Annotated in this window: 21 protein-coding genes and 1 pseudogene; 13 read left to right on the forward strand and 9 right to left on the reverse strand. The window is 66.5% G+C overall.

The features are described 5' to 3' along the window. Window positions 1-6: 6 nt before the first annotated feature. Entirely contained in the window at window positions 7-1,305 is a 1,299-nt protein-coding gene (locus ACXJ16_RS07425; protein ID WP_324698810.1) for a heavy-metal-associated domain-containing protein, read from the reverse strand. Window positions 1,306-1,523: 218 nt separating this feature from the next. Between ACXJ16_RS07425 and purM the strand changes: the two genes are divergently transcribed. Together purM and purN are read left to right on the forward strand one after the other, a co-directional pair. Beyond that, window positions 1,524-2,627: a phosphoribosylformylglycinamidine cyclo-ligase gene (gene purM / locus ACXJ16_RS07430; RefSeq protein WP_054441276.1), complete on the forward strand. Its 1,104-nt coding sequence runs from the start codon at window positions 1,524-1,526 to the stop codon at window positions 2,625-2,627. Next, window positions 2,620-3,573 carry a phosphoribosylglycinamide formyltransferase gene (purN, locus tag ACXJ16_RS07435; RefSeq protein ID WP_443477781.1) on the forward strand — a complete coding sequence of 318 codons (954 nt, stop codon included), beginning with the start codon at window positions 2,620-2,622 and terminating at the stop codon, window positions 3,571-3,573. The genes purM and purN overlap by 8 nt, the downstream gene beginning before the upstream one ends. A 50-nt stretch (window positions 3,574-3,623) precedes the next feature. Here purN and ACXJ16_RS07440 read toward each other — a convergent pair whose 3' ends face one another. From ACXJ16_RS07440 to ACXJ16_RS07450, 3 genes are all read right to left on the reverse strand, one after another. Next, on the reverse strand, window positions 3,624-4,007 hold the full coding sequence (locus tag ACXJ16_RS07440; RefSeq protein ID WP_324698809.1) for an OsmC family protein: 384 nt from the start codon (window positions 4,005-4,007) through the stop codon (window positions 3,624-3,626). Window positions 4,008-4,020: 13 nt separating this feature from the next. Continuing rightward, window positions 4,021-4,917 carry a pirin family protein gene (locus ACXJ16_RS07445; RefSeq protein ID WP_054441271.1) on the reverse strand — a complete coding sequence of 299 codons (897 nt, stop codon included), beginning with the start codon at window positions 4,915-4,917 and terminating at the stop codon, window positions 4,021-4,023. Window positions 4,918-5,054: 137 nt separating this feature from the next. Beyond that, window positions 5,055-5,753 (reverse strand): pirin family protein, encoded by a 699-nt coding sequence (locus ACXJ16_RS07450; protein WP_054441269.1) that lies wholly within the window; start codon window positions 5,751-5,753, stop codon window positions 5,055-5,057. A gap of 121 nt (window positions 5,754-5,874) precedes the next feature. Here ACXJ16_RS07450 and ACXJ16_RS07455 point away from each other — a divergent pair, with 121 nt between their 5' ends. From ACXJ16_RS07455 to ACXJ16_RS07465, 3 genes are all read left to right on the forward strand, one after another. Continuing rightward, complete coding sequence (locus tag ACXJ16_RS07455) at window positions 5,875-6,804, forward strand: LysR family transcriptional regulator (protein ID WP_463921703.1); 930 nt, start codon at window positions 5,875-5,877, stop codon at window positions 6,802-6,804. Between the two features lie 190 nt (window positions 6,805-6,994). Continuing rightward, on the forward strand, window positions 6,995-7,504 hold the full coding sequence (locus ACXJ16_RS07460; protein ID WP_454796959.1) for a helix-turn-helix domain-containing protein: 510 nt from the start codon (window positions 6,995-6,997) through the stop codon (window positions 7,502-7,504). Window positions 7,505-7,933: 429 nt separating this feature from the next. Further along, window positions 7,934-8,341, forward strand: a complete 408-nt coding sequence (locus ACXJ16_RS07465; protein ID WP_463921705.1) for a DoxX family protein — start codon at window positions 7,934-7,936, stop codon at window positions 8,339-8,341. 143 nt (window positions 8,342-8,484) lie between these two features. Here the strand turns inward: ACXJ16_RS07465 and ACXJ16_RS07470 are convergent, their stop codons facing one another. After that, the gene (locus ACXJ16_RS07470; protein ID WP_324698805.1) at window positions 8,485-9,663 is read right to left on the reverse strand and encodes a TetR/AcrR family transcriptional regulator; all 1,179 of its coding nucleotides are present in this window, start codon (window positions 9,661-9,663) and stop codon (window positions 8,485-8,487) included. 285 nt (window positions 9,664-9,948) lie between these two features. Here ACXJ16_RS07470 and ACXJ16_RS07475 point away from each other — a divergent pair, with 285 nt between their 5' ends. After that, window positions 9,949-11,004 (forward strand): tyrosine-protein phosphatase, encoded by a 1,056-nt coding sequence (locus ACXJ16_RS07475; protein WP_454796957.1) that lies wholly within the window; start codon window positions 9,949-9,951, stop codon window positions 11,002-11,004. 101 nt (window positions 11,005-11,105) lie between these two features. On the opposite strand, the gene ACXJ16_RS07480 is transcribed toward ACXJ16_RS07475, so the two are convergent. The 4 genes from ACXJ16_RS07480 to ACXJ16_RS07495 all read right to left on the reverse strand — a co-directional run bounded on the left by ACXJ16_RS07480 (window position 11,106) and on the right by ACXJ16_RS07495 (window position 17,322). Continuing rightward, window positions 11,106-12,404, reverse strand: a complete 1,299-nt coding sequence (locus ACXJ16_RS07480) for a purple acid phosphatase family protein (RefSeq protein ID WP_463921707.1) — start codon at window positions 12,402-12,404, stop codon at window positions 11,106-11,108. Window positions 12,405-12,415: 11 nt separating this feature from the next. Next, the gene (locus tag ACXJ16_RS07485; RefSeq protein ID WP_463921708.1) at window positions 12,416-15,628 is read right to left on the reverse strand and encodes a TonB-dependent receptor; all 3,213 of its coding nucleotides are present in this window, start codon (window positions 15,626-15,628) and stop codon (window positions 12,416-12,418) included. A 125-nt stretch (window positions 15,629-15,753) separates the two neighbouring features. Then, a complete protein-coding gene (locus ACXJ16_RS07490) occupies window positions 15,754-16,782 on the reverse strand; it encodes a FecR family protein (RefSeq protein WP_463921709.1) in 1,029 nt (342 codons plus the stop codon). 3 nt (window positions 16,783-16,785) lie between these two features. After that, entirely contained in the window at window positions 16,786-17,322 is a 537-nt protein-coding gene (locus ACXJ16_RS07495) for an RNA polymerase sigma factor (protein WP_324698800.1), read from the reverse strand. 255 nt (window positions 17,323-17,577) lie between these two features. Here ACXJ16_RS07495 and ACXJ16_RS07500 point away from each other — a divergent pair, with 255 nt between their 5' ends. The 7 genes and pseudogenes from ACXJ16_RS07500 (at window position 17,578) to ACXJ16_RS07530 (ending at window position 23,467) form a co-directional block, all read left to right on the forward strand. Beyond that, window positions 17,578-17,910: a hypothetical protein gene (locus tag ACXJ16_RS07500; RefSeq protein WP_054441254.1), complete on the forward strand. Its 333-nt coding sequence runs from the start codon at window positions 17,578-17,580 to the stop codon at window positions 17,908-17,910. Next, entirely contained in the window at window positions 17,907-19,469 is a 1,563-nt protein-coding gene (locus ACXJ16_RS07505; RefSeq protein ID WP_463921711.1) for a PepSY-associated TM helix domain-containing protein, read from the forward strand. Before ACXJ16_RS07500 ends, ACXJ16_RS07505 begins: the two co-directional genes overlap by 4 nt. Further along, a complete protein-coding gene (locus ACXJ16_RS07510; protein ID WP_463921712.1) occupies window positions 19,466-19,750 on the forward strand; it encodes a DUF3325 domain-containing protein in 285 nt (94 codons plus the stop codon). Before ACXJ16_RS07505 ends, ACXJ16_RS07510 begins: the two co-directional genes overlap by 4 nt. Before the next feature lie 95 nt (window positions 19,751-19,845). Continuing rightward, window positions 19,846-20,798 (forward strand): annotated as a pseudogene (locus ACXJ16_RS07515) (glutathione S-transferase family protein). A gap of 101 nt (window positions 20,799-20,899) precedes the next feature. Further along, window positions 20,900-21,211: a hypothetical protein gene (locus ACXJ16_RS07520; protein ID WP_231636170.1), complete on the forward strand. Its 312-nt coding sequence runs from the start codon at window positions 20,900-20,902 to the stop codon at window positions 21,209-21,211. A 231-nt stretch (window positions 21,212-21,442) separates the two neighbouring features. Next, on the forward strand, window positions 21,443-22,285 hold the full coding sequence (locus tag ACXJ16_RS07525; protein WP_324698796.1) for a hypothetical protein: 843 nt from the start codon (window positions 21,443-21,445) through the stop codon (window positions 22,283-22,285). Window positions 22,286-22,378: 93 nt separating this feature from the next. Beyond that, entirely contained in the window at window positions 22,379-23,467 is a 1,089-nt protein-coding gene (locus ACXJ16_RS07530; RefSeq protein ID WP_463921714.1) for an endonuclease/exonuclease/phosphatase family protein, read from the forward strand. The last annotated feature ends 1 nt before the right edge of the window (window position 23,468 follow it).

Raw genomic sequence — 23,468 nt, forward strand, 5'->3', positions numbered from 1 at the left:
AGGAACCTAGCGGGTGATCCTCAGCGCACCGCCGCCGTTCGTCACTTTCCAGCCTTGCGCACGCAGCGCGGCGGCAAGACGCTCGCTACCGCCCTCGACGGTCACGCGCATGACGGACGTTCCGCCGACAGCAAGGCTGACGGTGGCGGCGCCGCGCACACCCGGAACGCCGCGCACGGCGGCAAGCGCCGCATCGACGGCTGCCGCATCGGGCGAAGCGAACTGTACGGAAACCGTCTCGGTCGGGACGACGACCGCCGGGACCGGTGCGATTGCAGGGGGCGCGATGGGCACGACATCCACCGGAACCCCGCCCTTGGGCATGAGCTTCTGGCGCAATTCGGCAAAAGCGCGGTCCAGCACCTGCCCGCTGGTCGTCAGCGTGGGATCGGGACGCAGCTCGCCGCTGGCGAGTGCATTCCGGTACAGGCCATCGATCCGCTCCACCGCCTGATTGAGCATGACAGGAAGGTCCTGCTCGCTGGCGGCATCGAGTTCGAAGGTGCCGAGGAAAGTGTTGTCCGGGCCATAGCGCGCGGTGAAAGTGCCGTGAATCGGGCCGCCGGGCCATTGCCGCTCAAGGCGGGCGACCGGGATCACCACATCCGCAGCGTCGAACTGGTTGAGGATGTTGCGCCACCACAGGCGGCTGCGGCGAGAAGCCTGGCCGGCGGTGAGAATCAGCGATTCCCCCCCCGCGCCTACCGGCCGCACATAATCTATCGGGCTTTGCGAAGCCTGGAACTCGGCCCATGCCTTCTGCCAGGGCCCGCGCACTTCGAACACCTGCTGCACGCCGCCCGAGTACAGCACCGGCAGTACCAGCATCGGCGCCGACCGGATCGCCGCGCCGCCTGCGCCCACGTACTGCCCTGCACGCGCCTTGTTGAAGATGATGCCGAGCGTGGCGATATAACGGCGAGGCCCGACCTGCTCATGGCCGATCACGACCGACGAAACCATGGCATCGATAGCCTCAACCGGCATGTCCGGCCCGCCGAGCTTCTTCCAGGCGTCCTTCTCCGCCTGTTTCCAGCCTTCGAGCCGGGCATCGGCGCCGGTTTTGGCCGTAACATCGACCTTGATGCCGTTGACCTGGATATCCTCGGAATTGGCGAGCGGGGCGATGCCGCGATCGCCTTCCACCTGCGCCACGAGTCGGTAACCACCCACGGTGCCCAATGCGAGAAACGCCGCCCCGCCCAGCGCAAAGGCCAGGCCCCGCGGCGAACGGACGCGCGCCTGCCCAAAGGCCAGACCGCTGCCGGCCACGCGCCGGATTTTGTGGGAGAAGGTGATTGCCATTATCGAAACCGACCGGCCTTTTGCCCAAACGAATCCGGAAATCCAAGTCGTAAAGCGACGACATCCCCGGAAGGCGGGACGCACGATCGGCCAAGGCCCCGGAAATCCGGCGGAACGCCGCGCACCGGCGCCTCCTGCACGAATTTTTCCGCCCGAATTGTTCACCTGATTGCCGCCTCGGGCGTGACAGGAGAGCGTTTGCACACTATGCGCGCGCAATGTCCGACGATAACTCCCCGAAGAGCTACTCCTACGAGCAAGCCGGCGTCTCGATCGCCGCAGGCAATGCGCTGGTCAAAGCCATCGCCCCGCTCGCCAAATCCACCGCGCGCCCCGGCGCCGATGCGGAACTGGGAGGCTTCGGTGGCTTCTTCGACCCCCGCGCGGCCGGCTACAAGGACCCGCTTCTGGTCGCCGCGAACGACGGTGTCGGCACCAAGGTCAAGCTGGCCATCGACCATGACCGGCACGACCAGATCGGCATCGACCTCGTCGCCATGTGCGTGAACGACCTTATCGTACAGGGCGCAGAGCCCCTGTTCTTCCTTGACTACTTCGCCACCGGCAAGCTCGAGAACGGCGTCGCCGAACGCGTGGTTGCCGGAATCGCCGATGGCTGCCGCATCTCGGGCTGCGCCCTCATCGGCGGCGAAACCGCAGAGATGCCCGGCATGTACGCCGCGGGCGATTACGATCTCGCGGGCTTCTGCGTCGGCGCGGTGGAACGCGGCGAACAGCTCACCGGTGAAAAGGTCGCGGACGGCGACGTGCTGCTCGGCCTTGCATCCTCGGGCGTGCATTCCAACGGCTACTCCTTGGTGCGCCGCCTCGCCGAGGACAAGGGCTGGAAGCTCGACCGCCCGGCCCTGTTCGATTCGGACACCCTGCTGATCGACGCGCTGATCGCGCCCACGCGCATCTACGTTAAGAGCCTGCTGCCCTTCATCCGCGCCGGCCGCATCAATGCGCTGGCCCATATTACCGGCGGCGGCCTGCTCGAAAACATTCCGCGCGTGCTGCCCAAGGGCCTGCACGCCCGTATCGATGCCGGCGCCTGGGAGCAGCCGCGCCTGATGGCGTTCCTGCAGGCGCAGGGCAATATCGAGCCGGGCGAGATGGCGCGCACCTTCAACTGCGGCATCGGCATGGTGCTTGCAGTCTCGCCGGAAGAAGTCGCCGCGCTCAAGGCCGAGCTGGAAGCAGCCGGCGAAACCGTCTTCGTGATCGGCATCGTCGAAGAAGGCGACAAGGGCTGCACCGTTCAGGGCAAGACCGAGATCTGGTCCGCCCGCGAGGACTGGGAAGCCGTTCATCTTGCCTGACAAGGCAAAAGTCGCCGTCCTGATTTCGGGCAGCGGCACCAACATGGCCGCCCTGCTCTACGCCAGCCGCGCCGAGGACTGTCCCTATGAGATCGTCCTCGTCGCCAGCAACCGGCCCGATGCAGGCGGCCTTGCACTCGCCTCTGCCGAAGGCGTGCCCACCTTCGCGCTCAGCCACAAGGGGCTGAGCCGCAAGGAGCATGACGCCGCGATGGACTCCGCCATCCGCGGCTCCGGCGCGCAATGGGTCGCGCTCGCGGGCTACATGCGCATCCTGACCGGCGGTTTCGTGGGCAAGTGGGACGGCAGGATGGTCAATATCCACCCGTCGCTCCTGCCGAAGTACACCGGCCTGCATACCCACCAGCGCGCCATCGACGCGGGCGACAGTCACGGCGGCGTCAGCGTCCATCTCGTCATTCCCGAGCTGGACGAAGGTCCGATCCTCGGCCAGACGCCGGTTGCCATCGTGCCGGGAGACACCGCCGATACGCTTGCCGCGCGCGTACTGATTGCCGAACACCAGCTCTATTCACGCTGCCTCGCCGCGCTTGTCGTGCGCGAAACGAGCCCGGAATGGCTGCTTGAGCGCGTACGGGAACGGGCCATGGCCCTGCCCGAAGCGGACGAGATACAGAGCCACGGAATGCCCTGCTTCGGCGTGACCAAGGGCAAGAAATTCGCCTACTTCACGTCGAACCATCACGCCGACGGTCGTACCGCCCTGTTGGTGAAGATCAGCGGCCCGGACGAACAGGCCATGCTCATCGAGCAGGACGAGGAACGCTATTTCCGCCCCGCCTACTTCGGCGACGGCTGGATCGGCATTCGCCTCGATCTGGGCGAGAACGACTGGGACGCCATCGGGACGTGGCTGGCCCGGTCATGGCGCGCGATCGCCCCGAAGAAGCTGACCTCGCTCGTGGACGTGGCCGAGCAGTTCTGACGCGAAAAGGGCAGCGCGGCCGGCCGCACTGCCCTTTGTTTTCCAAGGGTTCAAGCCAGCCGCGTCTCGATCGGCAGGCCCGACTTCAGGGTCAGTGTAACCGGCGTCCGCTCCGCGATGTCGGCGAGGCGGCTTTTCTGCTCCTCGTCCAGTCCCGAAATGAGGAGCGTGCGCTCGACATGCATGTCATCCTTCGAGCCCCTCAGCTTCAGGTCGACATCGAGCGATTGCAACGGCCAGCCCTTGCGCGCGGCGTACATCTTCAGCGTGATCGCGGTGCAGGCGCCGAGACTGGCGAGCAGCAGGTCGTAAGGCGCGGGGCCGGCGCCCTGCCCGCCGAGCGCTTCCGGCTCGTCGGCAACGATCGCATGGCCGCCGACGACGATCTCGGTGCGCCAGGGGGTTTCGCCGATATGGGCGGTTCCATGTGCCATGGCGTGATGCTCCTCAGGCCGGAAGGGGAATGAATTCGTTTTCGTCGGGCACGCGGTCGAAGCGCTGTTCCTTCCAGTCTTCCTTGGCCTGCTCGATACGGTCGAGCGAGGAAGAGACGAAGTTCCAGAAGATATGGCGCTTCTCCGGCAGGGGTTCCCCGCCCAGCAGCATCAGGCGGGTGCCGCCCCTGGCCCTGAGCACGACTTCGGCGCCCGGCTTGAAGACCACGAGTTCGGTTTCCTTGAAGCTGCCGGTCTGGCCTTCGACCTCGACTTCGCCGCCGACGACATAGATCGCGCGTTCGACGTGCTCGGCCTTCACCTGATAACGCGCACCGTCGAGCATGACGATATCGGCATAGACCATGTCGGAGTAGGTCTTGAGCGGCGAGGTCAGGCCGTCGGACGTACCGGCGATCAGCGTCAGCCGGGTTCCGGCGTCTTCGGTCACGGGAATCTCGTCTGCCTTGTGGTGCGCAAAGGCCGGGGCGATCTCTTCCGCTTCCCTGGGCAGCGCGATCCAGGTCTGGAGCCCGAACAGCTTGCCGCCGCTGGCGCGGATTTCGGGAGAGGTGCGCTCGGAATGGACGATGCCGCTGCCTGCGGTCATCCAGTTGACCTCACCGGGGCGGATCGCCTGGACCGAACCGAGGGAATCGCGATGAAGGATCTCGCCTTCGACGAGGTAAGTCAGCGTGGAAAGGCCGATGTGCGGATGCGGGCGCACGTCGAGGCCTTCGCCGCTGCGGAACACCGCCTCGCCCATCTGGTCGAAGAAGATGAAGGGGCCGACCATGCGGCGCTGCGCGGTGGGCAGCGCACGGCGGACCTGGAACCCGTCGCCAAGGTCGCGAACGGGAGGAAGAACGACGAGGTCAACGCCTTCGATATCGGATGAATGGACGGTCATGGGGGCAATCCTTCCTTGCGCTTCTTTTGTGCGTTTGAGCGCCGGGGAAGAACGTCGGCGCCGATAAGGGAAAATGCAATCGGGCAATCTGGCAGAGAAGAGATGGGAGCGGGCGATTTCCGCCCGCTCCCCTTACTTCAGGCAGCGTCGACCAGAACGATCTCGCTATCCTCGATCGCGGTGATCCGCAGCACGTCGAGGTCGCTGATCGCCACGCCGTCCCGGGCATTGGCGCGCACATCGTCGATCTGCACCGCACCGATGGCGGGAACGAGGTAGGCCTTGCGGTCCTTGCCCAGCGGGTATTCGGCGGTCTCGCCGGCCTTGAGCGTGGCGCCCACGACGCGGGCATTGGTACGGATCGGCAGGGCTTCGTTGTCGTTCTCGTAGCCAGAGGCGAGCGTCACGAACTGGCCCGAGCGGTCCCCCTTGGGGAAGGGCTTGGCGCCCCAGCTCGGTTCCTCGCCGTCGCGGGTCGGGATGATCCAGATCTGGAAAATCTTCGTCGTCACGTCCTCGAGGTTGTATTCCGAGTGCGTGATGCCCGTGCCCGCGCTCATCACCTGGACATCGCCGGCCTCGGTCCGGCCCTTGTTACCCAGGTTGTCCTGGTGGGTGATCGCGCCTTCGCGGACATAGGTGATGATTTCCATGTCGCGGTGCGGATGCGGCGGGAAGCCGGTCTGCGGGGCGATCGCATCGTCGTTCCAGACGCGCAGGTTGCCCCAGTGGACGCGGGCCGGATCGTGGTAGCCGGCAAACGAGAAGTGGTGCTTGGCGTCGAGCCAGCCGTGGTTGGCACCGCCGAGGCTGTCATAGGGGCGAAGTTCGATCATGGCCTATCTCCTGAAGGGCGGCGGGGTTAGGTGCCGCCCTCTCTTGAAAACCCATATAGACCTCGGCTCATTTCAAGTTCAGAGGGATAAAATCGACCTGACTGTTCGAGGAGATTGAAAAGTGAGCAACCCCGGCACGCCGACCCTGGACCAGCTGCGCATCTTCCTGGCCATCGTCGACACCGGCAGTTTCGCCGCCGCCGGGCGCAAGCTGAACCGTGCGGTCTCCGTCATCAGCTATGGAATCGCCAATCTCGAAGCCCAGCTCGGTGTCATGCTGTTCGAGCGCGAGGGTACGCGCAAGCCCGTCCTCACCACGGCCGGGCGTGCGGTCCTCTCGGAAGCGCGCGGCGTGGCGGAAGGGATCGACGGATTGCGCGCCAAGGTTAAGGGCCTGCTCGACGGGCTTGAGGCGGAAGTCGATCTCGCCGTGGACGTGATGTTCCCGGCCGAGCGCCTCGGCGTGATCCTGCGCGCTTTCGCCGCCGAGTTCCCCACCGTCCAGCTTCGCCTCCATGTCGAGGCACTGGGCGCGATTACATCGATGGTGCTGGACGGGAATGCCGTGATCGGCCTGTCCGGCCCTCTCTTCGCGGGCGTGGACGGGCTGGAAAGCGTGTCCGTAGGCTCGGTGGCGATGGTGCCGGTGGCCGCCCCCGATCACCCGCTGGGCCGCATGGACCCGATCCCGCCCGGCGCGGGGCGCGAATATACCCAGCTCGTGCTCAGCGACCGTTCGCGCTTTACCGAGGGAAAGGACTTCTCGGTGATGAGCCCCAAGACATGGCGCCTCGCCGACCTTGGCGCCAAGCACGCCCTGCTGCGGCAGGGAATCGGCTGGGGCAACATGCCGCTGCCGATGATCGAGCCGGATCTCGTTTCGGGAACACTTGTGCGCCTGGCCATGCCGGATCATCCCGGCGGCATCTACCGCTTCGGCGGGATATGGCGCCGCGACGTTCCTCCCGGCCCGGCAGCGGCATGGCTGCTCGACCGTTTCGTGGCCCAGTGCGAGTTGGACAACACGTTTAACGAACTTCCCGATATCTGACACCGAAAGCGAAGTTTTCCGATATCTTTCGTATAATACCTTAGTAAAATTCCCCCTTTCACCTACCGTAGCAAGATCGCAATCTCTGCAGGCGATTCATGTTCCAGCGGAGAATCCGGTTGTCGTTCCGAAATACTGTGCGACAATCCGATTCGCCGAGATTGGAGAGTTGGTCATGCTTCATGCGAACTTGAGCACGACAACAATAAAATCGGGACGGGATCTACCAGCTATTTTCGAAGACAGGGTTCACCCCGCCGGCATTTCGGCGGGAGAAAGGCCCGAGAACTACCGCGCCCTGTTGCTGCCGGTGGCTCCGCCGGCGGACCTGACATCCGATCCTTCGGCCAAGGGCGGCCTCGCCGGCTGGCAACTGCACAGGGTGGTCCGCCATGTGGACGACAATCTTGCTCACCCCCTCGCCTGCAGAGACCTTGCCCTGGTTGCGCGGCTCAGTACCGGCCACTTCTGCCGGGCCTTCAAGACCAGCATGGGCGAACCGCCCCACGCCTATGTCATCCGGCAAAGGATCCGGCGGGCGCAGCGCCTCATGCTCCAGACCGACGATGCGCTTTCGCAGATCGCCTGCACATGCGGATTGACCGACCAGGCGCACCTGACGCGGCTTTTCCGCCGCGCGGTGGGCACCACGCCCAAGGTTTGGCGCAGCCGCTGGCAGCCCGTCGCACGCGCCAACTGATGCTTCGCGTCAACTCCGTACAAGACCCTGAACCGCGAAAGGCCTAGGTCGTAAACTCCTGTCCGGCAAAGCCATTGCCTGCCGCGACAGTATTCATTTGCAACCTTGATGCCAGGCCGGGCCGGGCCGTTGATCCCGCCTGCTTGGCAAGAGTTACGGGCTTGGCGGCGACTACGCCAAGGCCCTGTTCGGAGCCCGCACGGTCGGCCTGCGAACCCCTGAGGGACTGGCGGCGACTCCCCCCGCCCTGCCGCCAGTCCCATTTTCCACGATCTACCATTTCAACTTTATCGAATGTGAAGATCAATTTTATCAGGATTTCTGGAAATCCGATTTTCCGGCACTTCCCTGTCATCGAGGCGCCGCAGCATCGGCCGCATGACGCGGACTTACGGCTCCTCTTCAACGCAAATGCCAAGGGGAATCGCCATGAATACCGCAACCGCCAAGACCGCTCGCGCCACGCTCGACAACGGCATCGCCAGGTTCCTGCCGCTTATCGGACGCATCCTGATAGCCGCCATCTTCATCCTGAGCGGCGCATCCAAGCTTGCCGATCCATCCGGCACGATGGCCTATATCGCCTCGGCCGGGCTGCCGCTGCCGGCTGTTGCGCTTGCCGGCGCGATCGTCGTCGAACTGGTGGGCGGTGTCGTCCTGATCTCGGGCTATCGCCTGCGCGCGGTGGCCGCGGTGCTGGCGCTGTTCAGCCTGGCGACCGCCCTCTTCTTCCACGCCCAGCTCGGCGACCAGAACCAGTTTATCCACTTCTTCAAGAACGTCGCCATGGCCGGCGGCCTGCTGCAGATCGTCGCCTTCGGAAACGGCCGCGACTGACGGGTTTGCAGACCGGAAATAACAAGGGCGGGCCGAAAGGCTCGCCCTTTTCGCGTCTGGAACAGAACGACACCTAAAGGCACCAGAACGGCACCTGGCATCACCCTGCCCGCTCGGACGGCGCGATGACGTTGGCGAGGCGATCAGCCCGCCCGGATCAGGTCGACCACCGCCTCGAACTCGCGCCGGATCGCTGCCCGGGACGTTTCGCCCTCCGCCCCGGCATGGTTGCGCGTCAAGGACGAAAGGAAGCTCGACAGCAGCGCCGCTTCGAGATTTCCCGCCTGACGCCGCCCCTGGATCAGTGCCTCCAGCAGCTTGCGCGAGGTTTGTCCGCGCAGATAGCGCAATTGCGCCGCGAACTGGTTCAGCGCCGGGTCGCGCGCTACGGCGATGTGCAGTTCATCCATGCCCCGGCCGCGCACGCTGTGGGCGATGAAGCCCACCATGTTGTCCAGCGCCTGCTCGATCGCGGCTTCGGCGGCGGTGTCGCTGCCGGGCAGGGCATCGGAGCGGAAGCGGGTCACGCCGCTCAGGTAGGTTCCCTCGAATGCGGCCTGGACCAGTTCCGACTTGGTGCGGAACTTGTGCGAGACCACGCCCAGCGTCAGCCCCGCGCTTTCGGCAACCGCGCGGTGAGTCAGCCCGCTGGCGCCTGTCTTCTCCAGCAAGGCGGCTGCGGCCTCGACGATGCGGGCGCCGGTGGCGTCGCGTTCAGGGAAGGCCGGAAGCTCGCGCAGAGCCTCGGCCCGGGCATAGTCGCGCCATGGCGCTTCCGGGATCGGCCTGCCCGACAGCCACGCCGCCAGCCCCCGCGCGAATTCGTCCAGCCCGGCGCGGTCCACGGTGCGGCGCCAGCGGAACATGTGCAGGAAGCTCTCGTTCTCGAAGACCCGCTCGACGACAATGGCCCGGTCCGCCAGCCCGAACTTTGCCGCCGCGACCTGCCAGAACCCCGCCCAGAGATCGCGCCACTCCCCCTCCGCCTGCAGGAAGGCCGGGCTGGTGGCGGCCAGAAGCTGCCCTTCCCGCCAGGCGAAGGCCAGCCCCCGCCGCTCGTTCGCCCAGCCATCGACGATCTGCGCGAAGAAGGCCGGGAAATCGCGATAGTCCCCCGCGAACCCCGAAACCTGCCCGAGCTGGTCATCGCACCAGAGCCGCGCCTGCTGCCGCGCGTGATCCTGCGCAACGACCAACAACTGTTCCAGAGAGCCGAAATGATGGTAGATCGACGATACCGGTATATCGGCAATTCCGGCAACCTGCCGCGCGGTGACCCCGCTGCCGCCAACAGCGGCCCATTGCTCAAAAACAGCCTCCAACAGCCTGTCATTAGAGGGTTTTCTAGGATTTTCCGGCATCAGGCCCCGCTCCGGTTCGGCATGTCGTCTGCCTGACAATAGCAAGCGATCCCGCCGATGGCGAGCATCGTGGCCACGATGCATGCCATGGAGATTGACGATACGGATGTCACACAGGATACATACATACGTTCTACATCGGCCACGATCAAATTCGCGCCGCCGGGCCTGTCGCCGCTACGTCCGTTCATCGCGGGCCGATCGGAAGCACGCTGCCCCCTGCGCCACTGACCGGGAATCCCAGAAATGACGCGCAAGACCACATCCATCGCCCTGATCGCCGCCATCACGGCGCTTTCCGGCACAGCCGCCACCGCGCGCGAAATCGCCGCGCTGACCCGGCTCGACGCGCAGACCGTCCAGCTCACCCGGCCGGACACCGCCCCGGTCGCGGTGTGGATCAGCGCCGATACCGTGCTCGACAAGGGCGACCGGCGCTTTGCCGCCGCCAGCACCGAGAGCACGCTCACCCTGCCCATCCCCGCAAGCGAGCGCCGCTACGTCATCCTCGAAAGCCGCAAGGGCAAGACCGCCGTGGTCGCCGAGCGGGTCCTGCCGCTCCAGCAGGGCAGCAACTTCCGCGACATCGGCGGCTATGTCACTCGCGACGGCCGCACCGTGAAGTGGGACAAGGCCTTTCGCTCGGGCGCGATGCCGCTGCTGACGGATGCCGACTATGCGCTGCTCGATCAGGTTCATCTGGGCGCCGTGGTGGACCTGCGCTCGATCGAGGAACGCGAAGTCGCGCCCGACATGCTTGACGACCGTACCGGCGCACTGTTCCTCGCCAACGACTATTCGCTGAAGCCCCTCTTCGCGAAGATGGCCAGGAGCGGCGGCGAGAACATCTACGAGGGCATGGAAATCATGCTCGTCCCGCAGTTCCGCGCCCTGTTCAACCGGCTCCTCGCGAACGAGGGCGCGGTGGTCTACCACTGCTCGGCCGGGCAGGATCGCACCGGGATCGCCACGGCCCTGATCTACGACCTGCTCGGCGTGGACCGGGAGACGATCCTCAAGGACTATCACCTCTCCACCACGTTCCGTCAGCCGCAGTGGGAAATGCCCAAGGTCGACCCTGCCGATTATCCGGGCAACCCGATCCTCAAGTATTACGCCGCCCGCGCCGATGGCCAGCCGCCCAAGGCCGAACCGCTCTACACCCCCGGCGGCATCTCTCACCTCGCGCAGTTCTTCACTTACCTCGACAAGCAGTATGGCGGCACCGAAGGCTACCTGAAGCAGAAGATCGGCCTGACCGACGCGGATATCGCCAGGCTGCGCCAGACCATGCTCGACTGACCGGGCCGAACGAGGCCGCACTTCGCGTCGCAATACGAAGCGCGGCCTCGCCAAGGGCCGGAAACGGCGCCCCCCCGGCCTGCGGCCGGCCCTTGCGGATATCAGGGCTTGTGCAAGGTCACCGCGTCGAGCGGCTCACCCGTCGCCGTATAGGCCCGGTAGGTCAGCGCGGCGGGGCTGACGTCGATCACCTGATAGGCCTGCGTGCGGGAGGCCGACTTGCGGGCCCAGGACAGGCTGCCGACATCGTACATCTTCGGCCCGGCGACCGAGACGGCATAAGTGGTTCCGGCATCGTCCGCCGATGGGCCGTCCTTGCCGATCGCGCCGCGCGCATAGCCGTGATCGTGGCCCTGCAGCACGAGGTCGACATGATACTTGTCGATCAGCGGCTTCAGCGCGGCGCGGACCTTGGGATTGTCACGCCCCGGCTCGCTGGAGAACAGCGGGAAGTGCAGGAACAGCACCGTCCAGCGGTTCGGATTCTTCGCCAGCAGCCCGTCCAGCCATTTCACAATGGCCTTGCGCGCGGTCTCGTCCCGATCGACCTGCATGGAATCGATCGAGATCAGGCGCAGCCCCTGATAGTCGGTGTACCAGCTCGTTTCCCGGCTCGCCGGAAGCTCGGCCGGGCCGTTCTCGGGCAAGGTGAACTGGCGCCGCCACTGGCCGTTGATCGAGGAACCCGCCCGCGCGGCTTCATCCTTGACGTATTCGTGATTGCCCGGCGTCGGCATCTGCGGCGTCTGCGCATAGAGGAACCCGCCCGAGGCGAACCACTCGCCCCATTCGGCATCGCTGTCATGCCGGTTGATGAGGTCTCCGGCGTGGATCGTGAAGGCCGCGTCCCCCGCCTGACGGAAGGCCATGCGCAAGGTGCGCGAGGCTTCCGACAGGATCTGGTTCTGCATGTCGCCCATGTAGATGAAGCGGAACGGCTTGCCCTCGCGGGAGGCGGTGCGGAACTGGAACCATTCGGACCAGTGCGCGCCGTCCCCCACGCGGTAGGCATAGACGGTATCGGGTTCGAGCCCGGTCAGCACCGCCGAGTGATAGGCGGCGCGGAATGCCGGGTCCTCGCGGACCGGCAAGGTGGCATCGTCGGTATTCGCCGCCACGGTGAGCGGCGCCTTCACGAAGTCGGGGCTGCTGGTTGCCTTCGCATATTGCACCTGCCCCGGCAGGCCCGGTGCCGAGCGCCAGGTCACGGCCATGCCGGTGGCCGGATCGGCAGTGAGATTCAGGATCACGCGCTCGGGCCGGACGGTGGCGGGCGCCAGCGGGTCCTGCTGCTGGGCCGAAGCATCGGCGGCGAAGGCGGGAAACGGCAGGCACAGCGGCAGAAACAGCGGCAGGGCCGGGGCCAGCGCCCCCAGCAGGATGCGGGTCTTGGTCTTCATGGCAGGTATCCTCAGAAGATCAGGTTGAAGCCGAGCGTCATGCTGCGCCCGTTCTTGATGTAGGCGCGGCTTCCCCCCGTCCCCGACGACACGGTTTCCCAATAAGTGTGCGAATCGAAGAGGTTCTGGACCTGGAACTGCACCGAGGACTTCTTGAGGAAGGTCTTGCGGAAGGTCAGGTCCACGAAGCTATAGGCCTGCTCGTAGGGATTGTTGCCGAAGTCCTGGATGCCGCCGAGGAACCGCGACTGGTAGTTCCACGCACCGTAGATTTCCCAGCCCTTGCGCTCCCAGAACAGTTGCAGGTTGGCGATCGTCTCGGGCGTTTCCATCAGCGGCAGGGTGTAGCCGTCGGGATGCCACGAAAGCCCCGTCACCGCCTTCGAACGCTGCAGCGTCAGGTTGCCGCCCACGCCCAGCGAACCGAGCACGCCCGGCAGCCAGTGCAGGAGCTGCTGGCCGCTGATCTCCACGCCGTAGACTTCGGCCCACTTGCCGTTGTTGGGCATCGAGATCGCCACGCCGGTAGGATCGACGTTCTCGCCCAGCGTCCCGTCGCGGATGTTGCTGGATGAGGAGCGGAACAGGAAGTTGGTGATGTGCTTGTAATAGAGCGCCACCGAATAGGCCCCGGTGCGGCCGGCATAGTGCTCCAGCGACATGTCGAGGTTGAGCGAGCGCATCGGCTTGAGGTTCGGGTTGCCCTGCGCGATCGAGGTCAGCACCCACTGCGAAACCGGGTTTTCCTCGCCGTCGCCATCGGGGTCCGTGTCGTAGCCGTATTCGCGCGCCGAACTCATGCGGGCGATGTCGGGACGGGCGAAGCTGGTCCAGACCGCGCCGCGCAGCTTGGTGCGGTCGTCCAGTTCGTAGTTCACATGGACCGAGGGCAGCACGTTCACGAAGCTGGACTTGTCCGAGACGAACCGCTCGCCCTGGATCAGGTCCATGTTCCAGGCGTCGATCTTGTTGCGCGTCGCCTCCATGCGCACGCCGGCGATCACTTGCGCCCGGCCGAAGCGGGCCGTGCCCATGGCATAGGCCGAGATCACCCGTTCGCTGAAGCGGAAGCTGTCCTCGTTCGAAAGCTCCGCGTCATTGGGATCGACCGCGAAACCGTCGAAGATCTCGCTCTGGCCGTCCTCGGCGCGCTGGAGTTCGGCCAGCATCTTGCGGTTGTCGATCGTCGTGCCGAGCCGGTAGAGCCCGCTATAGGCGCCGCCGAACAGGCTGTTCACGTCCTTGCCGTAGAACTCGGAAAAGTCCGCCAGCGTGCCGTCCGCCTCGAGGTTCAGGAACGAGCCCTGATAAGTGCGGCGGCGCGAATTGTAGAACTTGGCGCCGGTCTTGAACGATTGCAGCCAGGAATCGACCGGCTTCCATTCAAGGTTGAACTGCGCCTGCCAGAGCTTCTCGCTGCTGCCGCCCACTTCGCCTTCAAGGCTGCTGAAATCGTACTGCGACGGGTCCTGCACCGCTTCGAGCCCGGCGGAATTGAGCAGCCACTTGGGGAAGCGCGAATCCTCGCTGCTGCTGAACAGCACGCCCTCGTTGCCGAGCCAGCCGTACTTGTCGCTGCGGAATTCCAGCGTGTACCCGTCGTCGAGATTGTCTTCCGACTGCGAGTAGGAAACGTCGTAGTCGACCGTCAGCTCGCCCACGCGCGAGATTCCGCCGAGGTTGGCCGAAGCGAGACTGCCGGTCTCGCGCGAACCTTCCCAGAAGCGGCGCAGCCGGAAGCCCTGCGGATCCCACGTACCCGACCCGCCGTTGAGGCTGTAGAACGATTTGCCCTTGCGATCCGCGTCGGTGATGATCCCGTCGCCGTCCTGATCCACGATCTGGTCGAGCGAATAGCCGTAGATTCGCCCCAGCGCATCGTCGTACCCGGTCACGTTGTCGTCGGGCTGGAGCAAGGCGGTATCGGCGGAATCCACCTGCACCAGGCGGGTCGAGTTCCGGGCGGTGTCGTTGCGGAAGTTCAGGCGGTTGAGGAATTCGTCCTTGCGGTACTTGTTGTACTGCCCGCGGAAGTGGAAATCGTGATTGTCCGAGCGGTAGTCGATGCTGGTATTGGCGCCCCAGCGCTTCACGTCGGTTTCGCCGAAGCCCAGGTCCATGCCGCGCATGACGAAGCGGTTGGGGTCCCAGCCCAGCGTCTCGCTGTCATCGTACCAGGTATCGGGCTGGTTATCGCCGTCGACGCCGTTCTGCTCGAACTGCGACTTGCGGCGGCTCCAGTTCGCGGCGACGTATATGCCGAAATGGTCGCTGAACTGGCGCGAGAGCGCGCCTGAAACCTGGCCGGACTTGCGATGGTCGTACTTGTCGAGCATCCCGCCCTCGGCGGACAGACGCGCGTACATCGGGGTCTGGTCGAAGGCGGTCGGGGTGGAGATATCCACCGAGCCGCCCAGCGCGTCACCGTCGCGGTCGGGCGTCAGGGTCTTGTAGACGGTGATCTGCTTGATACCGTCCGGCGGCAGGACCGAGAGGCGCACGCCGCGATAGAAATTGTTGTCGCGCGAACCGGCCCCGCCCAGGCGAACGCCGTTGATCGAGTAGTTGTTCAGCTCGGTGGAAAGGCCGCGCACGGTGATGCGGTCGCCCTCGCCCGTGGTCGGGCTGCGCACCGCGTTGACGCCGGGCAGCCGCGCGAGCGCCTCGGAAACGTTGTTGGCGGGCAGCTTGCCCATGTCGTCGGCGCTGATCGTGTCGGAGACGGTGTCGTTCCTGCGCTTGATGTCGAGCGCGTGCTGCGCCGCCTCGATATAGCCGGTGACGACGATCTCGCTGTCTCCGCCCCCGGCAGGCTCTTCGGCAACGGCGGCGGCGGCCACCGGCGCGGCGCGGCGCGCCGGTGCGGTTACGGCGGCGGGGCGCGGCGTGGCCGCCCGCGCCTTCAGGATCACGGTGCCCCCGCGAAGCTGCGTCTCGACATTGGCGCCGCGCACCAGCCGGGCGAGCGCCTGCTGCGCGCTCATCCGGCCCGAGACGGCCGCGCTCCGGCGCCCCCGCACCGCATCGGGCGCCGCCGCCACCTGCAGCCCGGTAACGCGCGAGAATTCCTGCAGCGCATGGCCGAGGTCCTGTGCCGGAATGGCGAAGCTGTACTGCCCCGTGGCGGCCGCCTGCGCAGGCGCCGCGGCGACCCCGCCGCTCACCGTGGCCAACGCGATCGCCCACGCGGATACGCGCAGCAGGGCATTACTCGAACGAAACATCATTTCCCCCCTAGGATAAGGCATTCGGGGGGAAGACGTGCAGGCCCGGCCTAACCCGACAATTATTTTTTCTTACATTTTCATTACGTTATCAAGTATTCTTGATGACACCAAGAGCCTGCCGCCTAACGCGAAAGCAGGTAGCGGCCGCCTTCCCTGTGCCACTGGAGATCGTGGATCGCGGCCAGCGCATCCAGCACCATCTCCGGGTCCGACGTCTGGAACCGGCCCGTCACCGGAAGGTCGCCCAGGGCCGGATCGGACAGTTCGATCGGCCGCGAGGAACCCCGGTTGAGCCGCTGCACGAGTTGCCGCACCGATGTATCCTCGGCATCGAACCAGCCGTCGATCCAGCCGGGATGATCGCCCGGCACATCGCCAAGGCTGCGGACCTTACCGCCGCCCACCTCGATGCCGCTGCCCGCCGGCAGGCGCCATTGCCGCCCGGCACCGGCATCCACGCTCACCAGGCCGCGATAGACCCGCACCACCCGCGTCTGTTCGTCCACCAGATCGATGTCGAAGGCGGTGCCGAGCACGGTCACGCTGGAGCTGCCGGTATCGACGGCGAAATTGCGGACTTTCTCGTGCGCCACGTCGAAGAAGGCCTCGCCCTCGCGCAGGACGACCTCGCGCGACCATGGGGTGAAGCGCACGTCCATCCGGGTATCGCCGCTGAGGCGCACTTTCGATCCGTCGACCAGCTGGACATCGCGGGTTTCGCCGCGCGCCGTGCGGTAGCTCGCCTCGCTCACCAGCAGCCGCGCCCCCAGCGACACGACCACTACGAGGCATAGCGCCACCGCGGTGAAGGCCGCGAACTGCTTCCACGCCTGCGCGGCCCAGTTCGGGGCCTCGCCGTCTTCCGGCAGGCCGGATTCGTCCGTACCCGTCCGGGTGCCGCCCGCCGCGCCGGGCCATGACCCGATCGCCGCCGCGCCCGTCCCTGCCTCCGCTGCCGTCAGCGCGTCCTGCATGGCCCCGGACTGCCAGAGCCCCTGCATCCGCGCATAGGCTTCCACGTGGCGGCTATCCTGCAGGATCCAGCGATCGAACGCCGCCGCCATCTCGGCATCCTGCAAGGGGCGGTTCATCCGGTCCGCCCATTGCGCGGCCTGACGGTCGATCTCGCCGAAGTCCTGCCGGTCGGGCATCATTCAGCCATGTCCCGCAAGGTCCACGCCCGCGCGTTCGAGCGCCCGCCGCAGGTCGAGCAGACCGCGCGTGATATGCTTCTCCACCGCCTTCGCGCTGATCGAGAGATCGTCACCGATGGCGCGGCAGCTTTCATGATTGAGGCGCCTGCGAATGAGCACTTCCCTGCGCAAGGGCGGCATCCGCCGCAGGCAGAGCGAGAGCACGTCCAGCGCGCGGCGTGAATCGAGAACCCTGTCCAGCGAGGGATCGTCGCTTTCCCATTCTTCGTCTGCTTCCCCGGACTGGCGCGACCCATGGCAGTAATCCTGGCGCATCTCCCGCCGCTGCAAGTCCACGATCAGGTTGTCCGCGATCCTGAAGCCCAGTGCAAAGAGACTGCCGATCTGCTGCGTCTGGCTGAGAGCGATCAGCCGCGCAAGCGTTTCCTGCGCCACGTCGTCGGCCACGTCGGGCCGCGTTCCCCGCGCCCTGAGATAGCGCACGAGCGCAGCGCCGACCGCATTCCAGTCCTGCGGCGGCGACGCGGGACGATCCATGGCATTCGACAACACGATTTTTCACCCAGCGCCCCGCCGTCTCGTGTCCGGCCGGCGGTCCCTAGGGCCTGTCCATGACGGTTTGAGGAATACCGGAAACTGCGGGAACGGCAGCGCCCGGTTGGGTATCCTTGCGGGCTTACCTTGGCCCCGGCCCCACGCGCGGCGCTGGACCATTGACTCGGGCGCGGGCTGAATCTAACCGGCGCACTGTTGCGATTGATTTGCAATATACAGTTGGACGGTGGGAACACGATGGCGAGAAGTGCCGCGAACGGCAGGACGACGGGGCGCGGTATCGGCCGCTGGAACGTGACCGCACGCATTCTCGCGGCGGTCCCCGCGAACTATCTCGTCACCTCGCTGGCAACGGCCTGCCTGGCCCGGCTGCTGGCGCACGGACTTTCCGTCAACCCGGCGGAGGCCAGCGTGGCGGCCACGCTGCTGTCCTTCGCGCTTTTCGCCACGATCGCGCTGCTGGCCTTCGGCCTGCGCTCGGCAGGGCAGCTCTGGCTGTGGCTGGCCGTTTCGGCAGCGGTTCTTGGCGGCGCGCTGTGGCTCTCTCTCGACATGGGAGGCCGGCTGTGAAGGAGGGCCTGCGCCAGTCGATGGCGCTGCTCCACACCTGGACCGGGCTGCTGCTGGGCTGGCTGCTGTTCGCCATGTTCGCCACCGGCACCTCGGCCTATTTCCAGGACGAGATCACCCGCTGGATGCAGCCGGAAATCACCGGCGATGCCGATCCGGTCGCCTCGGCGCAAGGCGCGGTGCGGTTCCTGCAGCGCACGGCCCCCGATGCGGCGAGCTGGTACATCTCGCTGCCCAACAGCCGCAGCGCCACCACGCAGGTCTACTGGCAGCCCGGCGAAGGCAGCGCGCCCGCAAAGCGCGGCGAAACCAGCGCCCTGCTCGACCAGACCGGCAAGGAAGTCTCCACCCGCGAGACGCGCGGCGGCTTCTTCCTCTACCGCTTCCACTTCGACCTGCACTACATGCCGGTGCTCTGGGCCCGCTATCTCGTGGGGCTGGCGGCGATGTTCATGCTGGTGGCGATCCTTTCGGGCATCATCACGCACAAGAAGATCTTCGCGGACTTCTTCATGCTGCGCTTCAACAAGGGGCAGCGCTCCTGGCTGGACGCGCATAACGTGACCGCCGTGATCGCCCTGCCCTTCCACCTGATGATCACCTTCACCGGGCTGGTCACGCTGGCGGTCATGTACATGCCCTGGGGCATCGCCGCCAACTATGCCGATCGCGCCACCTTCCAGGACGCCGTCTTCGGCCGGACCGAGGACGTGGCCCGCAGCGGCAGCCCCGCGCCGCTGGCCGCCATCGCACCGATCATGCAGACGGCCTCCGCCCGGTGGGGCGGCAAGCGGGTGGGCTACCTCAACATCTCCAACCCCGGAGACGCCACCGCCAGGATCGGCGTGACCCGCGCGGCGGAAGGCGCCATCGGTTCGCGGGGCGAGGAAATCTCGTTCGGCGGCGTCACCGGCCGCCCGGTGGATGCCAGCATGGCCAAGGGCGCCGCGCTCGCCACCGAGAGCGTGATGATCGGCCTCCATGCCGGGCGCTACGCCCGGTACGGCCTGCGCTGGCTCTACTTCCTCTCCGGCCTCGGCGGCACCATCATGGTGGGCAGCGGGCTCGTGCTCTGGACGGTCAAGCGCCGGGCCAAGTTGCCCGATCCCGCTCGCCCGCACTTCGGGTTCCGCCTCGTGGAGAAGCTCAACATCGCCACGGTCGCGGGCTTCCCTGCGGGCCTTGCGACATACTTCCTGGCGAACCGCCTGCTGCCGCTGGACCTTGCGGAGCGTGCCGAGCGCGAGATCGACAGCCTGTTCCTCGCCTGGTTCGCGGTGCTGCTCTGGGCGCTGGTGCGCCCCTCGGCCCGCGCCTGGCCGGAAGCACTCGGCCTTGTCGCCGCGCTGTTCGCCGCCGTGCCGCTGGTCAATGCGCTGACGACCTCACGCGGGCTGCCGGTCAGCCTGCTCGCGGGGGACTGGCTGTTCGTCTCGTTCGACACGGTCATGCTGCTGCTGGCGGCGGGCTTCGCGATGGGCGCGCGCAAGGCGGCCCGCAAACGCGCGGAGGGGCCCCGCCCCGCCCGGCGCAGGAACCAGACGGCGGTGACGGCATGATCCAGCTCCTTTGCATCGTCCTTGCCGGCGGCGCCTTCGCCGCGCTGGCCCTGTCGATGAAGCGCCACCAGCGCGACCTTGCCGGGCGGGCGCTGACCCAGCGGGAAGCCCGCCTCGCCCGCATCGGCGGCTGGACGCTCGTGGTGCTGGTGCTGGGAATCGACGCGGCGGCATCGGGCTGGGGCTACGGCACGGTTGCCTGGGCCGGGCAGCTCACCGTGGGCGCGTGGGCCAATGTCGCCTGGCTGATCTGGCGCGGCCGTTCCTCGCGCGGGGCCTGAACCTTCGCAGCCCGCTTGCCCCGCCCGCATGTCATGGACATGTCGCCGCGCGGGAGCGATAGAGCGGCCCTGTCCATCCTTGCGGGAGCCTGACCATGGGAATGCTGATCGAGGGCCAGTGGCACGATGTCTGGTACGACACGAAATCCACCGGCGGCCGCTTCATCCGCAAGGATTCCGCCTATCGCGGCTGGATCTCCGCTGACGGCGCATCCGGTTTCAAGGCCGAGGCCGGGCGCTATCACCTCTATGTCAGCCTTGCCTGTCCCTGGGCCCATCGCACCCTGATCGTGCGCGCGCTCAAGGGGCTGGAAGCGCTCGTCCCGATCTCCGTGGTGAACTGGGTCATGCTCGAAAAGGGCTGGACCTTCGCCGATGCGCCCGGAGTCATTGCCGATCCCGTCAACCGCGCCGACTATCTCCACCAGGTCTATACCGCCGCCGATCCCGCCTACAGCGGCCGCGTCACCGTGCCCGTGCTCTGGGACAGGCAGACCGGGACGATCTGAACAACGAATCCTCCGAGATCATCCGCATGTTCAACGAGGCGTTCGACGGGCTCGGCGCCGCGCCGGGAGACTTCTATCCCGAAGCCCTGCGTGCCGAGATCGACGCGGTGAACGCGCGGGTCTACGATACGGTGAACAACGGCGTCTACAAGGCCGGCTTCGCCACCAGCCAGGATGCCTACGAGGAAGCCCTCGCGCCGCTGTTCGATTCGCTGGACTGGCTGGAGCAACGGCTCTCCCGCAGCCGCTTTCTGGTGGGAGACAGGCTGACAGAGGCCGATATCCGCCTTTTCACCACGCTGGTCCGCTTCGATGCCGTCTACGTAGGTCACTTCAAGTGCAACGTGCGGCGGATATTCGATTATCCCGCCCTGCAAGACTACCTGCGCGACATCTACCAGACGCCGGGCATCGCGCCGACGGTGAACTTCCAGCACATCAAGGGCCATTATTACGAAAGCCATCGCGGCATCAATCCAACCGGGATTGTGCCCAAGGGCCCGATACTTGACCTCGACACGCCGCACGGACGCTCCTGATCGGGACTCCTGCGGCAACTTTGGGCTGTTCCCTCTCGGGCAAATACAGGTAAGCTGTATTCCGATCCGCACTATCCCTCAGTTCCCAAGGAGGCGCCCCCATGCGCAAGGATGCATCCCTCTACTCGATCGATGGTTCGTCGCTCTCCGGTGCCTCCTCGGATGAGCCCCTCACCGACCGTCTGAACCGGGTGCTGGAGATGCTCCGCGCCGAGTTTCCGCACGCGGTGGACATCGGGCTGGAATTCGACGGCAAGCTCCACGCCCATATCGACGTGCGCGGCGGCGAGGAAGTCTGCGGGGTGGAATCGAAGCTGCCCAACCTGGGAGAGGGAATGTTCACCCAGATCGCCCACGGCGCCACGCCGCACCATCCCTTCTTCCACCGCATCAGCTCGGTCGTCGAAGGATAAGCGGCAGAGCGGCGGGGCGACCTGTCGCGAAACCATCATCAAACGGTGATCGTCCCGTCACTTGCGGAGCCTATCGAGCCCTGGGTGGTATCGAAGGCGCCGTGAGGGACGGCAAGGTCTCGATGCCCTTGCCGCTTTCGTGGTATCCTGCCGCATCCATCGTTCGAGCGAGGGGCAGAACATGATCGACGAACCGACCCGCCATTTCTGCGCCGGAATCGGGGCACGCCCATGATCTTCGCCGCGCTCGCGCTTGCCCAGAGCCTGGCTCTTGCCCTGCCTCCCGCTGTCGCGGCCTCCGGCGCGGCGCCCGGCGCGCCGCTTCCCGCAGCAACCGAACTGCGCCGCATCGCCGCCCCCGAGGCCCGGCAGGGCGCGGCCGGCGGCCATGGCTCCGTCTATGCCGTGGGCGATCACGAGGTCGCCCGTTATGACGCCGCGAGCGCCCGGCGCGTCGCGCACTGGAGCGGCGATCCGGTGATCTACCCGCATCTCAACAGCTGCGAACTGGACGGTTCCGAACTGGTCTGCGCGGCCTCGAACTATCCGCAGGTTCCGATGGACAGCCAGGTGCTGTGGTTCGACGCGGCCAGCCTGAAACCGCTGCGCAGCCATGCCCTGGGCCATGGCCACGGCTCGCTGACATGGTTCGTCCGCCACGAGGGCAGCTGGTGGGCCTGCTACGCCAATTACGACGGCAAGGGCGGCGAGCCGGGCCGCGATCACCGCGCCACCACACTTGTCAGGATGAACGACCGGTTCGAGGAAACCGGCCTCTGGACCTTCCCGGAGACCGTGCTTTCCCGCATGGCCCCGCGCAGTTCCTCGGGCGGTTCGTGGGGCAAGGACGGCTTGCTCTACGTGACCGGCCACGATCTGCCGGAAATCTATGCGGTCCGGGTTCCCAGGCAGGGCGGCGTGCTCGAACATGTGGCGACGATCGCCATGCCGACCGGCGGCCAGGCCATCGGCTGGGCCCCGGACGAGCCGCGGGTCATATGGTCTATCGAGCGCAAGACGCTGGAAATGGTGGCGAGCAGGGTTCCTCCGGTGAAGAGCGGAAGGAAGCCGTAGATCCGATCATCGCCCTGCCGGACCGCCCGGCAGGGAACGGCGCAACAGGGGACGACCATGATCTTGCACAGGGGCAGGCACGCAAGGGAGTTCTTGAAAGCATCGGTCCGCTGGACCGCAAGAGACCGCCGGCCGGTCTGGCTGGCGGTGCCGCTTGCCGCCGCGCTCGGCCTTGGCGGCGCCATCGGGGGGGAACCGCGCGATCCGGTCCCGATCGCGGCGGCGCCGCTGCCGGAGCCAGCAACGGCGGGAGCAAGGGAGCCGGGCACGATTTCCATCCTCACCTACAACGTCAAGGGCCTGCCCTGGCCGCTTGCCAGCAACCGCCCCCAGGCGCTTCGCCGCATCGCCGAGCGGCTGGCGGGGATGCGGCGCGAAGGGCGCCAGCCACATGTCGTCGTCCTGCAGGAAGCCTTCACCGCCGATGCCAAGGCGATCGGGCGGCGTGCCGGATATCCCTTCGTGATCGAAGGCCCCTACGCCCGGCGCGCGCCCTCGCATTCAGGCGGGCGCGACTGGCATCTGGGCGAAACCAGCATGGCAGTGGTGGACAGCGGGCTCGTCCTGCTTTCCGACTTTCCCGTGCTGGGCGTGGAGCGCGCCGCCTTCCCGCCGGAGGACTGCGCCGGGTACGACTGTCTTGCCGCCAAGGGCGTGCTGATCGCCGAACTGGAAACCCCGGATCGCGGCCCCGTGCTGGTGGCGACCACGCATCTCAACTGCCAGAGCGCATCGGGAGCGCCCAAGGCCCGCACCACCGCCGCTTTCGGACGACAGGCGGCCTTCCTCGGCGCATTTCTCGCAAGGGCACATGCGCGCGGATTGCCGGTGGTGGTGGCGGGAGACTTCAACCAGGGCCAGCGCCCCCGCCGCGCGGCCCTGCTCCGCACGGCGCTGGGCGAGGTGAACGGACGGCCGGTGCGCGATGCCCTCAGCCGGAGCCTTCTCCCCGGCGCGTCTGACGATCCCGCCCGGAACGCCGATCTCGCCGCGATCCGCGAGCACGCACGCGATCTGCAATTCGCCTTCGACGGCACGAACGCGCGCATCGTGCCGGTGGGCGCGGAAGTGCCCTTCGGCCGCGAACCGGACGGCCGGATGCTTTCCGACCACATGGGCTACACGATCCGCTACCGGATCGAGCCATTCCGGGCTTTGCGGCCCCGGATTGCTACGAACTAGG

The sequence above is a fragment of the Novosphingobium sp. TK71 genome (assembly GCF_055361505.1).